Origin of the sequence: Streptomyces sp. GMY02 (genome assembly GCF_019056675.1) — a bacterium.
In the GTDB taxonomy this organism is placed as follows: Bacteria; Actinomycetota; Actinomycetes; order Streptomycetales; family Streptomycetaceae; genus Streptomyces; species Streptomyces odonnellii.
Map to the genome: position 1 here is coordinate 3,471,021 of NZ_CP077658.1, position 17,824 is coordinate 3,488,844.

Here is a 17,824-nt window from a genome sequence, read left to right on the forward strand (position 1 = left end):
CGTGCCCGGGTCGTGCCCGGGTCAGAAGGCGTACCGGTCGCCCGTGTCCGGGGCCAGGACGCGATGCTCGTTGTTGCCGGGGTTGTCGTCGCTCGCCCCGCCGTTCCAGGCCGTGCCGATCCGTACGACCACTTCGTCCGGCCGCCCCGCGGTTCTGAGGCCGAGCGTGATCCCCGAACCGCGCTGAAGCGCCCGGAGCCGTCCCGTACGGCACAGCACCGTCCGGTCGCCGGCCCAGACGCACGCGGCCGGGAGTTCCTGGCCGGGCGGCAGGGGCGCCGAGAAGTCCAGCCGTACGGTCGCGTCCGGCAGCGGGGACGGGCCGTGGTTCTCGGACCGGAGCCGGACCGTCAGCACGCCGTGCGACAGCGACACATGTCCGTGGTGCGACAGGTCGGCTTCAGGCGCGGCAGAACCGGGGCGAGGGGCGCCGGTGGCCCCGGCACCCGGATCCGCGGCCGTCACCACCGCCGCGGTGGCCGCGGTACCGACCAGCAGCACTTTGCCCATGACACCCATGACACCCATGACCCGCATGACACCCACGACCCGCATGACACCCATGGGTGGAACATACTGATCATCACACCGCAATATCGACAAACCATAGGCCCGGCACAGGTCCGGTCACCCACATGGCACGCTGTCGGAATGCTCGTGCTCCGTTCCGCCGCCCTCTTCGTCGTCGCCGCCGTCTTCGAGATCGGCGGCGCCTGGCTCGTCTGGCAGGGGGTGCGCGGCGACGGCTCCGGCGGTGGCCGCGGCTGGATCTGGATCGGCGCCGGAGTGATCGCTCTCGGCGCGTACGGCTTTGTCGCCACGCTCCAGCCGGACGGCGAGTTCGGCCGGATCCTCGCCGCGTACGGCGGGATCTTCGTCGCAGGCTCGATCGTCTGGGGCATGGTCGCGGACGGCTACCGCCCGGACCGCTGGGACGTCACGGGCGCGCTGATCTGTCTGGCCGGTATGGCCGTGATCATGTACGCGCCCCGCGGCCACTGAGGAGGTCTCCGCACCGGCCGCTGCGGAGACCTGCGCAGCGGCCCGGAGACCCCCGTACCGGCCGCCGGGGAGACCCTCGCACCGGCCACGAAGACGCCTTCGCACCACGGCCACGAGGAGACCCCGCACCGCCGGCCACGGGGCCGCCCGCGCCCCGGACACCGTAAGCAGCGGCCCCCTGCCCCCGCCTATCCTGGCCCCACATCGATCACACGCGCGAGGAGTACGTCATGAGCGCCGCGGGGACCCCCATCGCCGTCATCACCGGAGCGAGCAGCGGCATCGGCGCCGCCACCGCGCGGCAGCTCGCCGCGGCCGGCCACCATGTCATCGTCACCGCCCGCCGTAAGGACCGCATCGAGGCCCTCGCCGCCGAGATCACCGCCGCCGGCCACCGCGCCACCGCCTACGCCCTCGATGTCACCGACCGCGCGGCCGTCGACGCCTTCGCCGCCGAACTCGGCGGCTACCCCTCCGTGAACGTCCTGGTCAACAACGCCGGAGGCGCGCTCGGCGCCGACCCGGTGGCCACCGGGGACCCGGCCGACTGGCGGCGGATGTACGAGACGAATGTCATCGGCACCCTCAATGTCACCCAGGCCCTGCTCCCGGCCCTCACCGCCGGCGGCGACGGCACGGTCGTCGTCCTCTCCTCCACCGCCGGCCACGGCACCTATGAGGGCGGCGCCGGTTATGTGGCCGCCAAACACGGCGCCCATGTCCTCGCCGAGACCCTCCGCCTGGAAATCGTCGGCACCCCGGTCCGCGTGATCGAGATCGCCCCCGGCATGGTCAAAACCGAAGAGTTCGCCACCACCCGCTTCCACGGCGACACCGAACGCGCGGCCAAGGTCTACGCGGGCGTCGCCGAACCCCTCACCGCCGACGACGTGGCCGACACCATCACCTGGGCAGTGACCCGCCCCAGCCACGTCAACATCGACCTCCTCATCGTCCGCCCACGGGCCCAGGCCTCCAACACCAAGATCCACCGCGAGCTGTAGTCGCGGCCGTACGCGAGAAGCCCTGCCCCGGACCGATGAACCCTCGGTCCGGGGCAGGACTTCTGGACCGGTCCTCCCAGGTGACGGACACGCCCCGTCGGGTGACGGGCACGCCCCCGTACGTCGCGTCAGCCCTTCACGCAGATGACCTGCTTCAGCTTCGCCACCACCTCGACCAGATCCCGCTGCTGGTCGATGACCTGCTCGATCGGCTTGTACGCCGCCGGGATTTCGTCCACGACACCGGAATCCTTACGGCACTCGACGCCCCGCGTCTGCTCCTCCAGGTCCCGTGTCGAGAAGCGGCGCTTGGCGGCGCTGCGACTCATCCTCCGGCCCGCGCCGTGCGAGGCCGAGTTGAACGACGCCGCGTTCCCCAAGCCCTTCACGATGTACGAACCCGTGCCCATCGAACCCGGGATGATCCCGAAGTCCCCGCTGCCCGCGCGGATCGCGCCCTTCCGCGTGACCAGCAGATCCATGCCGTCGTACCGCTCCTCCGCCACATAGTTGTGGTGGCAGGAGATGACCGGCTCGAAGGTCACCCTGGCCTTCTTGAACTCCTTGCGTACGACGTCCTGGAAGAGCCCCATCATGATCGCGCGGTTGTACTTCGCGTACTCCTGCGCCCAGAAAAGGTCGTTCCGGTACGCCGCCATCTGCGGGGTCCCGGCGATGAAGACGGCCAGGTCCCTGTCGACCAGACCCTGGTTGTGCGGAAGTTTCCGGGCCTCGCCGATGTGGTGGTCCGCCAGCTCCTTGCCGATGTTCCGCGATCCGGAGTGCAGCATCAGCCAGACCGAATCCGACTCATCGAGACAGAACTCAATGAAGTGGTTGCCGGATCCGAGCGTTCCCATCTGCTTTGTGGCTCGCTCCTGGCGGAATTTGACCGCTTCCGCCACTCCCCCGAACCGCTCCCAGAAGTCGTCCCACCCCGCCGTCGGGAAGCCGTGCAGGCGTGCCGGGTCGATCGCCGTGTCGTGGAGGCCCCGGCCCACCGGGATGGCCTGTTCGATCTTGGAGCGGAGGCGGGAGAGGTCGCCCGGCAGGTCGTTCGCCGTCAGGGACGTCTTGACCGCCGACATGCCGCAGCCGATGTCCACGCCCACCGCCGCCGGGCAGACCGCGCCGTGCATCGCGATCACCGAGCCGACCGTCGCGCCCTTGCCGTAGTGGACGTCCGGCATGACCGCCAGACCCTTGATCCACGGCAGGGTGGCAACATTGCGGAGCTGCTGCATCGCGCCGTCTTCGACCGTCGCCGGGTCCGCCCACATCCGGATGGGCACCTTCGCACCCGGCATCTCTACATACGACATAACCCCTCGATTCCCCCGAAAATCCGAATAGCGCAAAAACCGGAACCGGGGCCGTCAAAAGAGACAGCCGACCAGCGTCGACGGCAGTGCGTGCGATAGACATTGTGTCCACCGACCGTCATCCGGCGGCAAGCAGTTTTCGCGCGGAACCCCGCGCGGAACCCCGTACAGAAGGGAGCCCGGAACCGTGCAGCCCAAGGCGCGTCACGTGTACCTACCCGGCTTGGCGGCGCTCCTCGTCGCGGTCGTCGCGGGGTGCTCCGGAGGCGGCGGCGACGGCTCGGCCGCCGACCCCAAGCCGGGCGGCCCCACCACCGCGACCGCCGCCGCACCCGGCAAGTACCGCACGCTCCGCGAGGCCCTGCGGGACCGTGCCGCGCCCCATGCTCCAGGATCTGCTGCCCGGCGCGGACTCGCTCCCCGAGGACCAGCAGGCGAAGGTGTACGAGGGCACGGCGTCCGTCACGTACGACACGGACCGGCGCGTCGGCTGTAGCTGGAAGGCGGACGGCACCGACGCGTCGCACCAGCTCGTGATCGACCTCGAACGCGTGGTGTCGTACGACCCGGAGGTCAGCGACGACGACCGGGCGCAGGACGTGTACACGCAGAAGGAGACCGCCGCCGAGCTGCCGCCGCCCAGCACCGGCGGCGGAAGCCCGTCCGGCACGCCCAGCGGATCGCCGCCCTCCACGTCCGGAACAGGGACGGGAGGAACAGGAACAGGTACGGGAACCGGCGCCGGGACCGGGATCGGCACCAGCGCCGGAACCGGCACGGGCGCCGGGACCGGCACCAGCGCGGGAACCGGGACAAACCCCAACACCACCACCCAGACCGGCTCCGCCCCCTCCCTCACCCCGTCCGGAGCCCCGTCCGTCTCCCCCTCCGAGACCCCGCCCGCCGAAGGCCTGGAGCCCCGCGTCCTCGACGGTCTCGGCGACGCGGCCTTCCTGGACGATGTCCTCGCCCGCTCCGGTTCGGCCGCGCAGCACCGCACCGTGAGCGTGGTGTTCCGCACATCCAATGTGATCGTCACCGTCCGGTACACCGAGCAGCCCGCGTTCCCCGCCGTCGTACCCGACAGCGGAGAACTGCAGGACAAGGCACAGGCGCTGGCCAAGCGGCTCGCCGAGGAACTCGACGAATAACGGTCCCCGTCCGTGCGCCCGGCGGGCCCCGCGCCGGGCGCGGACTCCGGTTCCCGGCCCCGCGGGCCCGGCTCGCCGGTTACCGTGGCCGCTCTGACCGTACGAAAAAACGACGGCATGACTGTACGCAGTACGACGGCACGCCAACGCAGCGCGACCGCACGCCGCACGACCGCGCACCGCACGCGCCGCACGACCGCACGCCGCGTCACCGCACGCCGTATGTCCGACCGAGTGACCAGCGACCGACCGAGTACCGACTGAAGGAACCATGCACCGATCAGCCTCGCGACTCCCCCGCATACTCGCCTGCGCAGCCGTTCCGGTGATGCTCGCCGTGGCCGGCTGCTCGTCCGACTCCGGCGGTACGAGCGACGCCGACGCCTCCTCGGCGAGCCCCAGCACCAAACCGTCCGCGACCGTCGCCCCCGCCAAGTTCACCGGGCTGCCCGACGCCTGCGCGACGGTCGGCCGCAAGACGATCGACTCGCTCGTACCGAAGGCCAAGGTCAAGGGCGGTACGGCCGGCAAGTCCAGCGATGTGGCCACGCGGGCGAGCTGCTCCTGGAACGGCCTGGACGACAACGGCGTCAAGGGCTCGCAGTACCGCTGGCTCGATGTCTCCCTCACCCGGTACGACTCCGATGTGACGCTCGGCAGCGGCGCCGAGCGCGCCACCGAGTTCTACACCAAGGAGGTCGCGGGCGCGCGGGCCACCGAGGGCGCCAAGGAGATCAAGGCGACCCCGGCGAGCGGGACCGGCGACGAGGCGACGACCGTCACGTACTCGCTCACGAAGACGGACGCGGACTTCTCGTACGCCACGGTCGTGGCCCGTACGGAGAACGTCGTCGTGACCGTCAACTACAACGGCGCCGGATACGCGGGCGCCAAGTCGCCCGGCATCTCCGAGGTCTCGGCGGACGCGGTGAAGGCGGCCAAGGAGGCGGTCGCGGCGGTCGCGTCCGGCTCGGGCCAGGCCCCCGCCGCGAGCGGATCCGCCAGCCCCAAGGCATCCGCCGCCGAATAGCCGAACAGGCACACGGGAACAGGCTCGCGGACGCACATGCCCGGAGCGCGGTACGGACGTACGGGCACGGCGCCCCGGCGCGAAGCGGGACGCACGGACACACGGGCCCCGGGCCACAGGCCTACGAGCCCCGGTTCCTGAACTCGCTTCCACGCGGGGCGTTTTCTTCGCTTTTCCATGGGGTCCGGCCCTTCTCGGAGGGGGCCGGCTCCGCTCCCCGCGCCACGCCATGCGCACACATGTGCCAGGCTGTGCCCGCCAGATGTCGGGCCGTCGGGTATCGGTTGTCGAGTACCTGACCGAGTGCCCGGTGTCGCACACGACGTCGCGGGGCGTCGCACGGCGTCATAAAAGGGGTCGATTACGGGAGGGGATCGCGGGTGGCCGCGATGCAGCTCACACGCACGCACCGAATACTCGTCGGGGTCGTGATCTTCGGAGCGGTCATCATCGCCGCGATCGGCTTCGCGGGCTCGTACGCAGCCGTACGCGTACTCGCCGAGGAGAAGGGCTTCGGGAGGTTCTCGCTCGTCTTCCCGATCGGTATCGACGCGGGCATCTGTGTCCTGCTCGCACTCGACCTCCTGCTGACCTGGATCCGGATCCCCTTCCCGCTGCTGCGCCAGTCGGCGTGGATCCTGACGGCCGCCACCATCGCCTTCAACGGAGCGGCGGCCTGGCCGGACCCGCTCGGCGTCGGTATGCACGCGGTGATCCCCCTCCTCTTCATCGTCTCGGTCGAGGCCGCGCGGCACGCGGTCGGCCGGATCGCGGACATCACCGCCGACAAGCACATGGAGGGTGTGCGCCTGACCCGCTGGCTGCTGTCGCCGGGGCCGACGTTCATGCTGTGGCGCAGGATGAAGCTGTGGGAGCTGCGCTCGTACGAGCAGGTCATCAAGCTCGAACAGGACCGGCTCATCTACCAGTCGCGCCTCCAGGCGCGGTTCGGCCGCAACTGGCGGCGCAAGGCGCCCATCGAGGCGCTGATGCCGCTGCGGCTCGCCAAGTACGGCGTCCCGCTGGCGGACACCGCGGCCTCGGGTCTCGCCGCCGCCGGTATCGAACCGGTGCTGCTGCCGCCCGCACCCCCGGTCGCCGAACTCCCGCAGGCCCGAACCGAGATACCGGCCAACGCCAACGCCCAGGTGCCGGACCCCCAGGGAGCCACGCAGCGGCAGGACCAGCAGGAGCACCAGCAGGACCGGTACGAGCAACTCCCGTCGCACCAGCAGCCCGAGCCCCAGCAGCATCAGCAACCGCAGGGACAGGCCCAGCAGCACCCGCAGCCCGAAGCCGAGCCGCAGGGCCAGCCCCAGCACCAGCCCCAGCCAGATCCGCAGTTCCAGCCGCAGCCCCAGCCCGTGTCCCACACGAGCCCCTGGTTCGCCGCGCCGCAGGTGCCGGAGGGCGCGTACGAGGGCGCCTACAACCCCACCTATGTGGAGGGCCTGGAGCCCACCCCGGTGATGATCCCGTCAGGCCCGGGCCGCAGCCGCCCGCTCGGCGGAGTCGGCGTCCCCGGCCCCCGGATGGACGGGCAGTACGGTCCGCAGGCCCAGGCCCAGGCCCAGGCGCCGCAGCAGGCAGCGGCACAGGCCGAGGCCCAGGCGTACCAGCAGCAGCCGTACCAGCAGCCGCAGTACGCCGACCAGACACAGCAGGCGGCGGGGCCCGGCCCCGGCCCCGCCCAGGGTCCGGCCCCGGGCCCCGGAGGACCCGACGACCGGATCCCGGAACCGCCCGGGCAGGCCGACGACGAACTGCCCGTCCCCGGCCTGCCCGACGACGTCTCCCGCGAGGAGGCGTACTTCGGCGCCTTCCGCAAGTACGTCAGTGAGCACGGGGACTTCCCCAACGCCCGTCAGTTCGGCCTCTACCTCATGGACCTCTACGGCGTCACGGGCCGCACGGGCGGCCCGCTGAGCGAGAGTTCGCTCCGGACCTATCTGCGCGACTTCCGCCACCGCTTCCAGTCCAACCTGGACGGGGCGGAGCACATCGCGTAGCCGGACCGGCCGGCCCGCGGAACCGGGCCCGCAGGGTCCCCTCGCGGAACCGGGCCCGCGGGCAGGCCATGGGCAGCCCGCGAGCAGACCCGCCCGGCCCCGCGCCCGTCACGCGCCGAGCAGTTTCCGTACCCGGTCCGTCCCCACCGCCAGCAGCAGTGTCGGCAGCCGCGGCCCGGTGTCCCGGCTCACCAGCAGCGTGTACAGCAGCGCGAAGAACTGCCGCTGCGCGGTCTTCAGCTCCGGCGTCGGCTTCGCGTCGGGCTCCAGGCCCTCCAGCACCTTCGGCACCCCGTACACCAGCGTGGTCAGCCCGTCCAGCGACCAGTGGCTGTCCAGGCCCTCCAGCAGCAGCCGCAGCGACTCCCGCCCCCGCTCGTCCAGCGAGGCCAGCAGCTCCTGGTCCGGCTCGGACCGTACGACCGTGCGCGCCTCGGCCGGCACCTGGCTGGTGATCCAGTTCTCCGCGCGGTCCAGCCGGGGGCGCGCCTCGTCCAGCGAGGTCAGCGGCCGGGCCGGGTCCAGCTCGCTCAGGATCCGCAGGGTCTGCTCCTCGGCACCGGCCGTGATGTCCACGACCGAGGCCAGCGTGCGGTACGGCAGCGGGCGCGCCGTACGCGGCAGCTCACCGGCGGCCGTGCTCGTGGCGCGCGCGTACGCGGCGGCGTCGGCCGGCAGCACCGAACCGTCCGCGACCTTGCGCTCCAGCGCGTCCCACTCGTCGTACAGCCGCTGGATCTCCTGGTCGAAGGCGATCTTGAACGACTGGTTGGGCCTGCGCCGCGCGTAGAGCCAGCGCAGCAGCGGCGCCTCCATGATCTTGAGCGCGTCGGCCGGGGTGGGCACGCCGCCCTTGCTCGACGACATCTTCGCCATGCCGGAGATCCCGACGAAGGCGTACATCGGGCCGATCGGCTGCACCCCGTCGAAGATCTCGCGCACGATCTGCCCGCCGACGACGAACGAGGACCCCGGCGAGGAGTGGTCGACCCCGGACGGCTCGAAGACCACGCCCTCGTACGCCCAGCGCATCGGCCAGTCGACCTTCCAGACCAGCTTGCCGCGGTTGAACTCGCTCAGCCGCACGGTCTCGGAGAAGCCGCACTCCGCGCAGGTGTAGGTCAGCTCCGTCGTCTCGTCGTCGTACGCGGTGACGGTGGTCAGGTCCTTGCCGCAGCCGCCGCAGTACGGCTTGTACGGGAAATAGCCCGCGGAGCCGCCGCTGCCGTCGTCCTCGGAGGCCGCGCCCGAGCCCTCCTCGGCCGCCAGCTCGGCCTCCTCGGCCTTCTTCTGCCCGCCCTTGGCCTGAGCGGCCTGCCCGGCCTGCCCGGCCTGCGCCTGGCCCTTCGCGGTGCCCTTGTCCTGGCTCTTGTCCTTGTCCTTCGTCCGGTAGCGGTCGAGGATCGCGTCGATCTCGGCGCGGTGCCTCATCGCGTGCAGGATCTGCTCGCGGTACGCCCCCGAGGTGTACTGCGCGGTCTGGCTGATCCCGTCGTACTCGACCCCCAGCTCGGCCAGCGACTCGGTCATCGCGGCCTTGAAGTGCTCGGCCCAGTTCGGGTACGGGGACCCGGCCGGGGCGGGCACGGAGGTCAGGGGCTTGCCGATGTGCTCCGCCCAGGACGGGTCCGTACCGGGCACACCCGCGGGCACCTTGCGGTACCGGTCGTAGTCGTCCCAGGAGAGCAGGTGCCGGACCTCGTACCCCCGCCGGCGGATCTCGTCCGCGACCAGGTGCGGGGTCATGACCTCGCGCAGATTCCCCAGGTGGATCGGGCCGGAGGGGGAGAGCCCGGACGCGACGACGACCACCGGGGCGGCGGCGGGTGATTGTTTCGCGCCAGACGCACGCCGCTCCGACTCGGCGATGACATCGTCCGCGAAACGGGAGACCCAGTCGGTCTCGGTGCTCTGAGCCACGATCGGCACGTCCTTCTTTCTGCTACGCCCTGCCTGAGAAACCGGCGGACCGGTGGTCATCCGGGTGGACCGGTGGCCATGAGGAACCGGTGCCCCTCATTGTCCCAGGTCCCTCGGACAGAGCGAAAACCCTTTGCGGCCCCATGGGATACTGGGGATTGCTCACCGCACTCGACAGGAACGGCACCAGCCCATGGCCCCGGTCTCTTCCCTCGCTTCGACCGTCGATCAGCGCATCGCGGACGCCCTCTCGGCAGCCCTGCCGAAGGCCGGTTCCGCCGCCCCGCTGCTCCGACGCAGCGACCGGGCCGACTTCCAGGCCAATGGCATTCTGGCGCTCGCCAAGCAGCTCAAGGGCAATCCGCGCGAGCTGGCGTCCCAGGTCGTGTCGAAGGTCGCCGCCGGTGATGTGATCAAGGAGATCGAGGTCTCCGGACCCGGATTCCTGAACATCACCCTCACCGACCGGGCGATCATCGAGACCCTGGCGGCCCGCGCCGCGGACACCCGGCTCGGTGTCCCGTACGCCGAGCAGCCGGGCACGACGGTGATCGACTACGCGCAGCCGAACGTCGCCAAGGAGATGCACGTCGGGCATCTGCGGTCGGCGGTGATCGGCGCGGCGATGGTCGAGATCCTGGAGTTCACCGGCGAGAAGGTGATCAGGCGGCACCACATCGGCGACTGGGGCACCCAGTTCGGCATGCTCATCCAGTATCTGATCGAGCACCCGCACGAGCTGGACCACAGGAGCGGCGGCGACCACGGCGGTCAAGGCGGCCCGAGCAGCGACGCCGTCGGCACCGACGCGGGCGCCGCCGCCGACGGCGAGACCGCGATGTCGAACCTGGACCGGCTCTACAAGGCCTCGCGCGCCCTCTTCGACTCCGACGAGGAGTTCAAGGACCGCTCGCGGGACCGCGTGGTGGCCCTCCAGGCGGGCGACGAGGAGACCCTCGCCTTCTGGCAGAAGTTCGTGGACGAGTCGAAGATCTACTTCTACTCGGTCTTCGACAAGCTCGACATGGAGATCCACGACGCCGACATCGTCGGCGAGTCCGGCTACAACCACATGCTGGAGGAGACCTGCCGGATCCTGGAGGAGACGGGCGTCGCCGTCCGCTCCGAGGGCGCGCTCTGTGTCTTCTTCGACGATGTGAAGGGCCCGGACGGCAAGCAGGTCCCGCTGATCGTCAAGAAGAGCAACGGCGGGTACGGATACGCCGCCACGGACCTCTCCGCGATCCGCGACCGGGTGCGGAACCTGGACGCCACGGCTCTGCTGTACGTGGTGGACGTCCGGCAGTCGCTGCACTTCAAGATGGTCTTCGAGACGGCGCGGCGGGCCGGCTGGCTGGACGAGCGGGTGCATGCCTTCCAGTTGGCGTTCGGCACGGTCCTCGGCAAGGACGGCAAGCCGTTCAAGACACGTGGCGGCGAGACCGTACGGCTCCAGGACCTGCTCGACGAGGCGGTCGAGCGGGCGACGGCGGTGGTGCGGGAGAAGGCCGAGAAGGCCGGTCTCAGTGAGCGGGAGATCGTCGAGAACGGGCGGTATGTCGGGATCGGCGCCGTGAAGTACGCGGACCTGTCGACGTCGGCCGTACGGGACTACAAGTTCGACCTGGACCAGATGGTCTCGCTGAACGGCGACACCTCGGTCTACCTCCAGTACGCGTACGCCCGTATCAAGTCGATCCTGCGCAAGGCGGGCGACACCGGGCCCGCCGCCCACCCGGAGCTGGAACTGGCTCCGGCCGAGCGTGCGCTGGGTCTGCATGTGGACGAGTTCGGGCAGGTCCTGGCCGAGGTCTCGTCCTCGTACGAGCCGCACAAGCTGGCGGCGTATCTGTACCAGCTCGCGTCGCACTTCACGACGTTCTACGACCAGTGCCCGGTCCTGAAGGCGGACACCCCGGCCCAGGTCGAGAACCGTCTTTTCCTCTGCGACCTGACGGCCCGCACGCTCCAGCAGGGCCTGGCCCTGCTCGGCATCCGGGCCCCCGAGCGCCTCTAGAGGGGTGTCTCGCCGATCTTGCCGGGCTCGCGGGGCCCGGCCACCGATCCGGCCTGATCGACAAGACACCCGCTAGTACCCACTGAACCGTTCGCCCGCCCGTCCGGCCTGACCGACGGGCGGGCGAGCGGTTCAGCCGACGTCAGCGGGCGAGTTTCTGCGCGACCTCCGTCGCCCAGTACGTCAGGATCATGCCCGCGCCCGCGCGCCTGATCCCGGTGAGGGTCTCCATGATCGCCGCGTCGCGGTCGATCCAGCCCTTCTCCGCCGCCGCCTCGACCATCGCGTACTCGCCGGAGATCTGGTACGCCGCGACCGGCACGGCCACCTCGGCGGCGATCCGCGCCAGGACGTCCAGATACGGGAGGGCCGGCTTGACCATCACCATGTCGGCGCCCTCTTCGAGGTCGAGCGCCAGCTCGCGCAGGGCCTCCCGGACATTGGCGGGGTCCTGCTGGTACGTCTTGCGGTCGCCCTTGAGCGAGGAGCCCACGGCCTCGCGGAAGGGCCCGTAGAACGCGGACGAGTACTTCGCGGTGTACGCGAGGATCGACACGTCCTCCTTGCCGATGCCGTCCAGCGCCCGGCGGATCACCCCGATCTGGCCGTCCATCATGCCGCTGGCGCCCACCACATGGACGCCCGCGTCGGCCTGGACCCGGGCCATCTCGGCGTACCGTTCGAGCGTCGCGTCGTTGTCGACGCGCCCTTGGTCGTCCAGGACTCCGCAGTGGCCGTGGTCGGTGTACTCGTCCAGGCACAGGTCCGACATGACGATCAGCTCGTCGCCCGTCTCCTCCTTCACCGCGCGGATCGCGGTCTGGAGGATGCCGTCGGGGTCCGTGCCCGCCGTGCCCGCCGCGTCCTTCTTGGTGTCCTCGGGGACACCGAAGAGCATGATCGCGGAGACGCCCGCGGTGGCGGCCTCCACCGCTGCCTTGCGCACGGTGTCCAGCGTGTGCTGGACGACACCGGGCATCGCGGCGATGGGCGCGGGGCGGGTGATCCCCTCCCGTACGAACGCGGGGAGGATGAGGTCCGCCGGGTGCAGCCGGGTCTCCGCGACCATGCGGCGCAGCACCGGGTTCACCCGCAGCCGCCGGGGCCGCGCGCCGGGAAAGGATCCGTACTGAGTCATCGTCTGTCGCCTCTTGGGTGTGTGCTCGGTGTCCGTGAGTGCTCGGTGTCGGTCGTTCGGTGTCCGTGGCCGTTCGGTGTCCGTGGTCCGCTCGTGTTCCGGTGTCGTCGGGGTCGGTCAGGACATCCGGCCGGCCCTTGGACCACCTTCGACCATAGCCCCGGGCACCCCGCCGCCTTACCGACACAGCGACCGGAAAGACCGGCCACAGGAGCGGGCACGGGACCGGGCACAGCAGTGGGGGGTCCGGCCGCGTAGACGGCCGGACCCCCCACCACACACACGCTCGGCTCAGGCCGGCTCAGGTCGTCGTACGCCGCCTGCGGCTCCCCGGCCTGCGCTCGCTCGGCCGCGTCACCGGATCACCGGCCTCCCGCGCCGACTCCCGGCGCTGCGTGCCGAACGCGGCCAGCGCCTCGGCCAGCTTGTGCACCGACGGCTCCGGCGCGAGGACATCGACCCGCAGACCGTGCTCCTCGGCGGTCTTCGCCGTGGCCGGGCCGATACAGGCAATCACCGTCACATTGTGCGGCTTGCCCGCGATACCGACGAGATTCCGCACGGTCGAGGACGAGGTGAACAGCACCGCGTCGAAGCCGCCGCCCTTGATGGCCTCCCGGGTCTCGGCCGGCGGCGGCGAGGCGCGCACGGTGCGGTACGCCGTGACGTCGTCGACCTCCCAGCCCAGCTCGATCAGCCCCGCCACCAGCGTCTCGGTGGCGATATCGGCGCGCGGCAGGAACACCCGGTCGATCGGGTCGAACACCGGGTCGTACGGCGGCCAGTCCTCCAGCAGCCCCGCGGCCGACTGCTCGCCGGAGGGCACCAGATCGGGCTTCACCCCGAAGTCGACCAGGGCCGCGGCGGTCTGCTCGCCCACCGCCGCCACCTTGATCCCGGCGAACGCGCGGGCGTCGAGACCGTACTCCTCGAACTTCTCCCGCACCGCCTTGACCGCGTTGACCGAGGTGAAGGCGATCCATTCGTACCGTCCTGTGACCAGGCCCTTGACCGCGCGCTCCATCTGCTGGGGCGTACGCGGCGGCTCCACCGCGATGGTCGGGACCTCGTGCGGGACCGCGCCGTACGACCTGAGCTGGTCGGAGAGCGACGCGGCCTGCTCCTTCGTCCGCGGCACGAGCACCTTCCAGCCGAACAGCGGCTTGGACTCGAACCACGCGAGCTGGTCGCGCTGCGCGGCCGCGCTGCGCTCGCCGACCACGGCTATGACGGGCTGATGCCCCTCCGGGGAGGGCAGCACCTTGGCCTGCTTCAGGGTCTGCCCGATGGTGCCGAGGGTGGCCGTCCAGGTGCGCTGGCGCGTGGTCGTACCGGCGACGGTGACCGTCATCGGCGTGTCGGGCTTGCGGCCCGCCGCGACCAGTTCGCCCGCGGCGCCCGCGACCGACTCCAGGGTGGTGGAGACGACGACCGTGCCGTCGCTCGCGCCGACCTCGGTCCAGCAGCGGTCGCTGGCGGTCCTGGCGTCCACGAGGCGTACGTCCGTGCCCTGCGCGTCGCGCAGCGGCACCCCGGCGTATGCCGGCACCCCGACGGCGGCGGCGATACCGGGGACGACCTCGAAGGGAATCCCGGCGGAGGCGCAGGCGAGCATCTCCGTGCCCGCGTCGCCGTCGAGACCGGGGTCCCCGGTGACCGCACGGACGACCCGCTTGCCGCCCCGCGCGGCCTCCATGACAAGATTGGCCGCATCCCGGATCGCGGGAATTCCGGCGGCTGTTGACGCATCGTCGACAACCGTCAGTGCAGGGGTGCTCACTCCCGCCCTGGCATGGCTGCGTACCACAGCGAGCACATCCGGCTCGGCGATCAGTACATCCGCTCCCGAGAGCGCCTCGACGGCGCGGAGTGTCAGCAGACCCGGATCTCCGGGTCCTGCACCGAGGAAGGTGACGTGCCCCGATGCGGCGAAGGCTGGAAGGTCAGTGGTGGGGCTCAATGTGCTCGCTCCCCCATAAGACCGGCCGCACCCTTGGCGAGCATCTCGGACGCGAGTTCGCGACCGAGCGCGATGGCGTCGCCGTGCGACGTGGGTACGGGACCGGTGGTGGACAGCAGCACCAGCGTCGAGCCGTCGAGCGTGCCGACGGCGCCGCGCAGGCGCATTTCGTTGACAACCTGTCCGTCGGCCAGCAGGTCGGCCAGGGCACCCACAGGTGCGCTGCAGCCGGCCTCCAGGGCGGCGAGCAGGGATCGCTCGGCGGTCACGGCGGCCCGGGTGTGCGGGTCGTCGAGTCCGGCGAGCAGGGCGGCGAGGTCCACGTTGACCGCGGCGCACTCGACGGCGAGGGCCCCCTGGCCGGGGGCGGGCAGGACGGTGTCGACCGGAAGGAAGTCGGTCACCTCGCCGGTTCTGCCGATCCGGTGCAGTCCGGCGGCGGCGAGCACGACTGCGTCGAGCCTGCCCCCGTGGACATGCCCGATCCGCGTGTCGATGTTCCCGCGGATCGGTACGGTCTCGAAGGCGAGGCCGTGACTGCGGGCGTACGCGTTGAGCTGGGCGGCGCGGCGCGGCGACCCCGTACCGACGCGGGCTCCGGCCGGGAGCCGGTCCAGGGTCAGCCCGTCCCGTGCGATCAGCGCGTCCCTCGGGTCCTCGCGGCGCGGCACGGCGGCCAGCGTCAGCTCGTCGGGCTGGGCCGTCGGCAGGTCCTTGAGGGAGTGCACGGCGAAGTCGATCTCGCCTCTGAGCAGCGCGTCGCGCAGCGCGGTGACGAAGACGCCCGTACCGCCGATCTGTGTGAGGTGCTCGCGCGAGGTGTCGCCGTACGTGGTGATCTCGACCAGCTCCACCGGCCGGCCGGACAGCTCGCGCACCGCCTCGGCCACCAGCGCGGACTGGGCCCTGGCGAGCGTGCTGCGCCTGGTGCCGAGCCTCAGTGCCTTCTCGGGCCTCAATGCCTTGTCGGTCATACTCGCCCTCTGCCTACACCGTCGGTGTCATTCAGGTCGGCCCGGCTGACGGCGGCGACCGTCTGCGGGTCGAGGTCGAAGAGTTCACGCAGCGCGTCCGCGTACCCGGCGCCGCCGGGCTCGCTGGCGAGCTGCTTGACCCGCACGGTGGGCGCGTGCAGGAGTTTGTCGACGACACGGCGCACGGTCCTGGTGACCTCGGCGCGCTGTCTGTCGTCGAGATCGGGGAGCCGGCCTTCGAGCCGCGCGACCTCGCTGCTCACCACATCGGCGGCCATGGCGCGCAGCGCGACCACGGTGGGTGTGATGTGCGCGGCGCGCTGGGCGGCGCCGAAGGCGGCGACCTCGTCGGAGACGATGGTGCGCACCTGATCGACATCGGCGGCCATCGGGGCGTCCGCCGAGGCTTCGGCCAGCGACTCTATGTCCATCAGTCTGGCACCGCCGAGGCGGTGCACACCGGAGTCGATGTCCCGGGGCATGGCCAGATCGAGGAGCGCCTGCGGAGCCGTACGGTCCTGGAGCGCGGCCCCGACGACCGCGGCGGTCAGCACCAGGCCGGTGGAACCGGTGCAGGACACGACGATGTCGGCGTGTGCCAGCTCGGCGCCGACGGCCGCCATGCTCACGGCGCGCGCCCTGACACCCGTACCGCCGGGCTGGTTGAGGATCTGTACGAGCCGGTCGGCGCGGGCGGCCGTGCGGTTGGCGATGACGATCTCGGCGACCCCGGCGCGGGCGAGTGTGGCGGCGGCCAGGGAGGACATCGAGCCGGCGCCGATCACCAGCGCCCGCTTGCCTCCGGCCCAGTCCTCGACCGCCCGGCCCGCCGCGAGCTGCTCCAGACCGAAGGTGACGAGGGACTGCCCGGCCCGGTCGATGCCGGTCTCGCTGTGGGCGCGCTTGCCGACGCGCAGCGCCTGCTGGAAGAGGTCGTTGAGGAGGCGGCCCGCGGTGTGCAGCTCCTGCCCCAGGGCCAGCGCGTCCTTGATCTGGCCGAGGATCTGGCCCTCGCCGACGACCATGGAGTCCAGACCGCAGGCCACCGAGAAGAGGTGGTGGACGGCGCGGTCCTCGTAGTGCACATAGAGATACGGGGTGAGCTCGTCCAGTCCCGCGCCGCTGTGCTGGGCGAGAAGCGTGGTCAGCTCGGCGACCCCGGCGTGGAACTTGTCGACGTCGGCGTACAGCTCGATCCGGTTGCAGGTCGCGAGAACGGCGGCCTCGGTCACGGGCTCCGCGGCGAGGGCGTCCTGCAACAGCTTGATCTGTGTGTCGGTGGGCAGCGACGCCCGCTCCAGCACACTCACCGGCGCGCTGCGGTGGCTCAGTCCGACGACCAGGAGACTCATGCCGGCATCACCGCCGGAACGTCCCCGTCGGGCCCCTTCCGGCTCGCGGCGCCGTCGACCGCGCCGTCCGCCGGGCCCTCGGCTGCGGTGTCGCGCTCGGCCGCCGCGGCCAGCGCGGCTTCGGTGGCGGCTTCCTCACCGGCCTTGCGCTGCTCGTGGAAGGCGAGGATCTGGAGCTCGATGGAAAGGTCGACCTTCCGTACGTCCACTCCGTCGGGAACGGAGAGCACGGTCGGCGCGAAGTTGAGGATCGAGGTCACCCCGGCGGCGACCAGCCGCTCACAGACCTGCTGGGCGGCGCCCGCGGGGGTCGCGATGACCCCGATCGAGACGCCGTTGTCACTGATGATCTTCTCCAGCTCGTCCGTGTGCTGGACCGGCATCCCGGCGACCGGCTTGCCCGCCATCGCGGGGTCGGCGTCTATCAGCGCGGCGACCCGGAACCCCCGGGAGGCGAACCCGCCGTAGTTGGCGAGCGCGGCGCCGAGGTTACCGATGCCGACGATGACGACCGGCCAGTCCTGGGTGAGCCCCAGCTCACGGGAGATCTGGTAGACGAGGTACTCGACGTCGTACCCGACACCCCGTGTCCCGTACGAGCCCAGGTAGGAGAAGTCCTTGCGGAGCTTGGCGGAATTCACCCCGGCCGCGGTCGCGAGCTCCTCGGAGGAGACCGTGGGGACGGAACGCTCAGACAGAGCGGTCAGCGCCCGCAGATACAGCGGAAGCCGGGCGACGGTGGCCTCGGGGATTCCTCGGCTGCGAGTCGCCGGTCGGTGAGTTCGGCCAGTTGCCACGGTGCTCCTGCGGGATGAGCGAGGCTGCAGGCGGCCGTATGTCCCAGGACCGCCCCGTCGAATGCAGGCTATGTCTTTGTGAACGCGTGCACAAAGATTGTGTCCACTTTGTCCGAGCAAAGTGACCGGGGTCACGCATCCCGATCGG

General features: G+C 71.1%; 13 protein-coding genes and 1 pseudogene. 6 read left to right on the forward strand and 8 right to left on the reverse strand.

The genetic code is table 11. From position 1 onward, the window contains the following. Nucleotides 1-21: 21 nt before the first annotated feature. Nucleotides 22-564, reverse strand: a complete 543-nt coding sequence (locus KQY30_RS14610) for a hypothetical protein (protein WP_254407127.1) — start codon at nucleotides 562-564, stop codon at nucleotides 22-24. 87 nt (nucleotides 565-651) lie between these two features. Between KQY30_RS14610 and KQY30_RS14615 the strand changes: the two genes are divergently transcribed. Both KQY30_RS14615 and KQY30_RS14620 read left to right on the forward strand, forming a co-directional pair. Beyond that, entirely contained in the window at nucleotides 652-1,002 is a 351-nt protein-coding gene (locus KQY30_RS14615) for a YnfA family protein (protein ID WP_217307188.1), read from the forward strand. A gap of 230 nt (nucleotides 1,003-1,232) precedes the next feature. Then, on the forward strand, nucleotides 1,233-2,006 hold the full coding sequence (locus KQY30_RS14620; protein ID WP_217307189.1) for an SDR family NAD(P)-dependent oxidoreductase: 774 nt from the start codon (nucleotides 1,233-1,235) through the stop codon (nucleotides 2,004-2,006). A 128-nt stretch (nucleotides 2,007-2,134) separates the two neighbouring features. On the opposite strand, the gene KQY30_RS14625 is transcribed toward KQY30_RS14620, so the two are convergent. Beyond that, nucleotides 2,135-3,328, reverse strand: coding sequence for an RtcB family protein (locus KQY30_RS14625; RefSeq protein ID WP_217307190.1), 1,194 nt, complete (start codon nucleotides 3,326-3,328; stop codon nucleotides 2,135-2,137). Nucleotides 3,329-3,536: 208 nt separating this feature from the next. Between KQY30_RS14625 and KQY30_RS14630 the strand changes: the two are divergent. The 3 genes and pseudogenes from KQY30_RS14630 (at nucleotide 3,537) to KQY30_RS14640 (ending at nucleotide 7,518) form a co-directional block, all read left to right on the forward strand. Further along, nucleotides 3,537-4,479: pseudogene (locus tag KQY30_RS14630) on the forward strand (DUF3558 domain-containing protein). A 271-nt stretch (nucleotides 4,480-4,750) separates the two neighbouring features. Beyond that, nucleotides 4,751-5,509 carry a DUF3558 domain-containing protein gene (locus KQY30_RS14635; protein WP_217307191.1) on the forward strand — a complete coding sequence of 253 codons (759 nt, stop codon included), beginning with the start codon at nucleotides 4,751-4,753 and terminating at the stop codon, nucleotides 5,507-5,509. A 380-nt stretch (nucleotides 5,510-5,889) separates the two neighbouring features. Further along, nucleotides 5,890-7,518 carry a DUF2637 domain-containing protein gene (locus KQY30_RS14640; RefSeq protein ID WP_217307192.1) on the forward strand — a complete coding sequence of 543 codons (1,629 nt, stop codon included), beginning with the start codon at nucleotides 5,890-5,892 and terminating at the stop codon, nucleotides 7,516-7,518. 108 nt (nucleotides 7,519-7,626) lie between these two features. Here the strand turns inward: KQY30_RS14640 and lysS are convergent, their stop codons facing one another. Further along, the gene (lysS, locus tag KQY30_RS14645; protein ID WP_217307193.1) at nucleotides 7,627-9,447 is read right to left on the reverse strand and encodes a lysine--tRNA ligase; all 1,821 of its coding nucleotides are present in this window, start codon (nucleotides 9,445-9,447) and stop codon (nucleotides 7,627-7,629) included. A gap of 184 nt (nucleotides 9,448-9,631) precedes the next feature. On the opposite strand from lysS, the gene argS reads away from it, so the two are divergent. After that, the gene (gene argS, locus KQY30_RS14650; protein WP_217307194.1) at nucleotides 9,632-11,455 is read left to right on the forward strand and encodes an arginine--tRNA ligase; all 1,824 of its coding nucleotides are present in this window, start codon (nucleotides 9,632-9,634) and stop codon (nucleotides 11,453-11,455) included. A 142-nt stretch (nucleotides 11,456-11,597) separates the two neighbouring features. Here argS and hemB read toward each other — a convergent pair whose 3' ends face one another. From hemB to KQY30_RS14675, 5 genes are all read right to left on the reverse strand, one after another. Next, entirely contained in the window at nucleotides 11,598-12,593 is a 996-nt protein-coding gene (gene hemB / locus KQY30_RS14655; protein ID WP_217307195.1) for a porphobilinogen synthase, read from the reverse strand. A 301-nt stretch (nucleotides 12,594-12,894) separates the two neighbouring features. Then, nucleotides 12,895-14,553: a bifunctional uroporphyrinogen-III C-methyltransferase/uroporphyrinogen-III synthase gene (locus KQY30_RS14660; RefSeq protein ID WP_217307196.1), complete on the reverse strand. Its 1,659-nt coding sequence runs from the start codon at nucleotides 14,551-14,553 to the stop codon at nucleotides 12,895-12,897. After that, nucleotides 14,550-15,527: a hydroxymethylbilane synthase gene (gene hemC / locus KQY30_RS14665; RefSeq protein ID WP_217307197.1), complete on the reverse strand. Its 978-nt coding sequence runs from the start codon at nucleotides 15,525-15,527 to the stop codon at nucleotides 14,550-14,552. The genes KQY30_RS14660 and hemC overlap by 4 nt, the downstream gene beginning before the upstream one ends. Then, nucleotides 15,524-16,879 carry a glutamyl-tRNA reductase gene (locus KQY30_RS14670; protein WP_217307198.1) on the reverse strand — a complete coding sequence of 452 codons (1,356 nt, stop codon included), beginning with the start codon at nucleotides 16,877-16,879 and terminating at the stop codon, nucleotides 15,524-15,526. The genes hemC and KQY30_RS14670 overlap by 4 nt, the downstream gene beginning before the upstream one ends. Then, a complete protein-coding gene (locus KQY30_RS14675; RefSeq protein ID WP_217307199.1) occupies nucleotides 16,876-17,676 on the reverse strand; it encodes a redox-sensing transcriptional repressor Rex in 801 nt (266 codons plus the stop codon). Before KQY30_RS14675 ends, KQY30_RS14670 begins: the two co-directional genes overlap by 4 nt. Nucleotides 17,677-17,824: the final 148 nt, after the last annotated feature.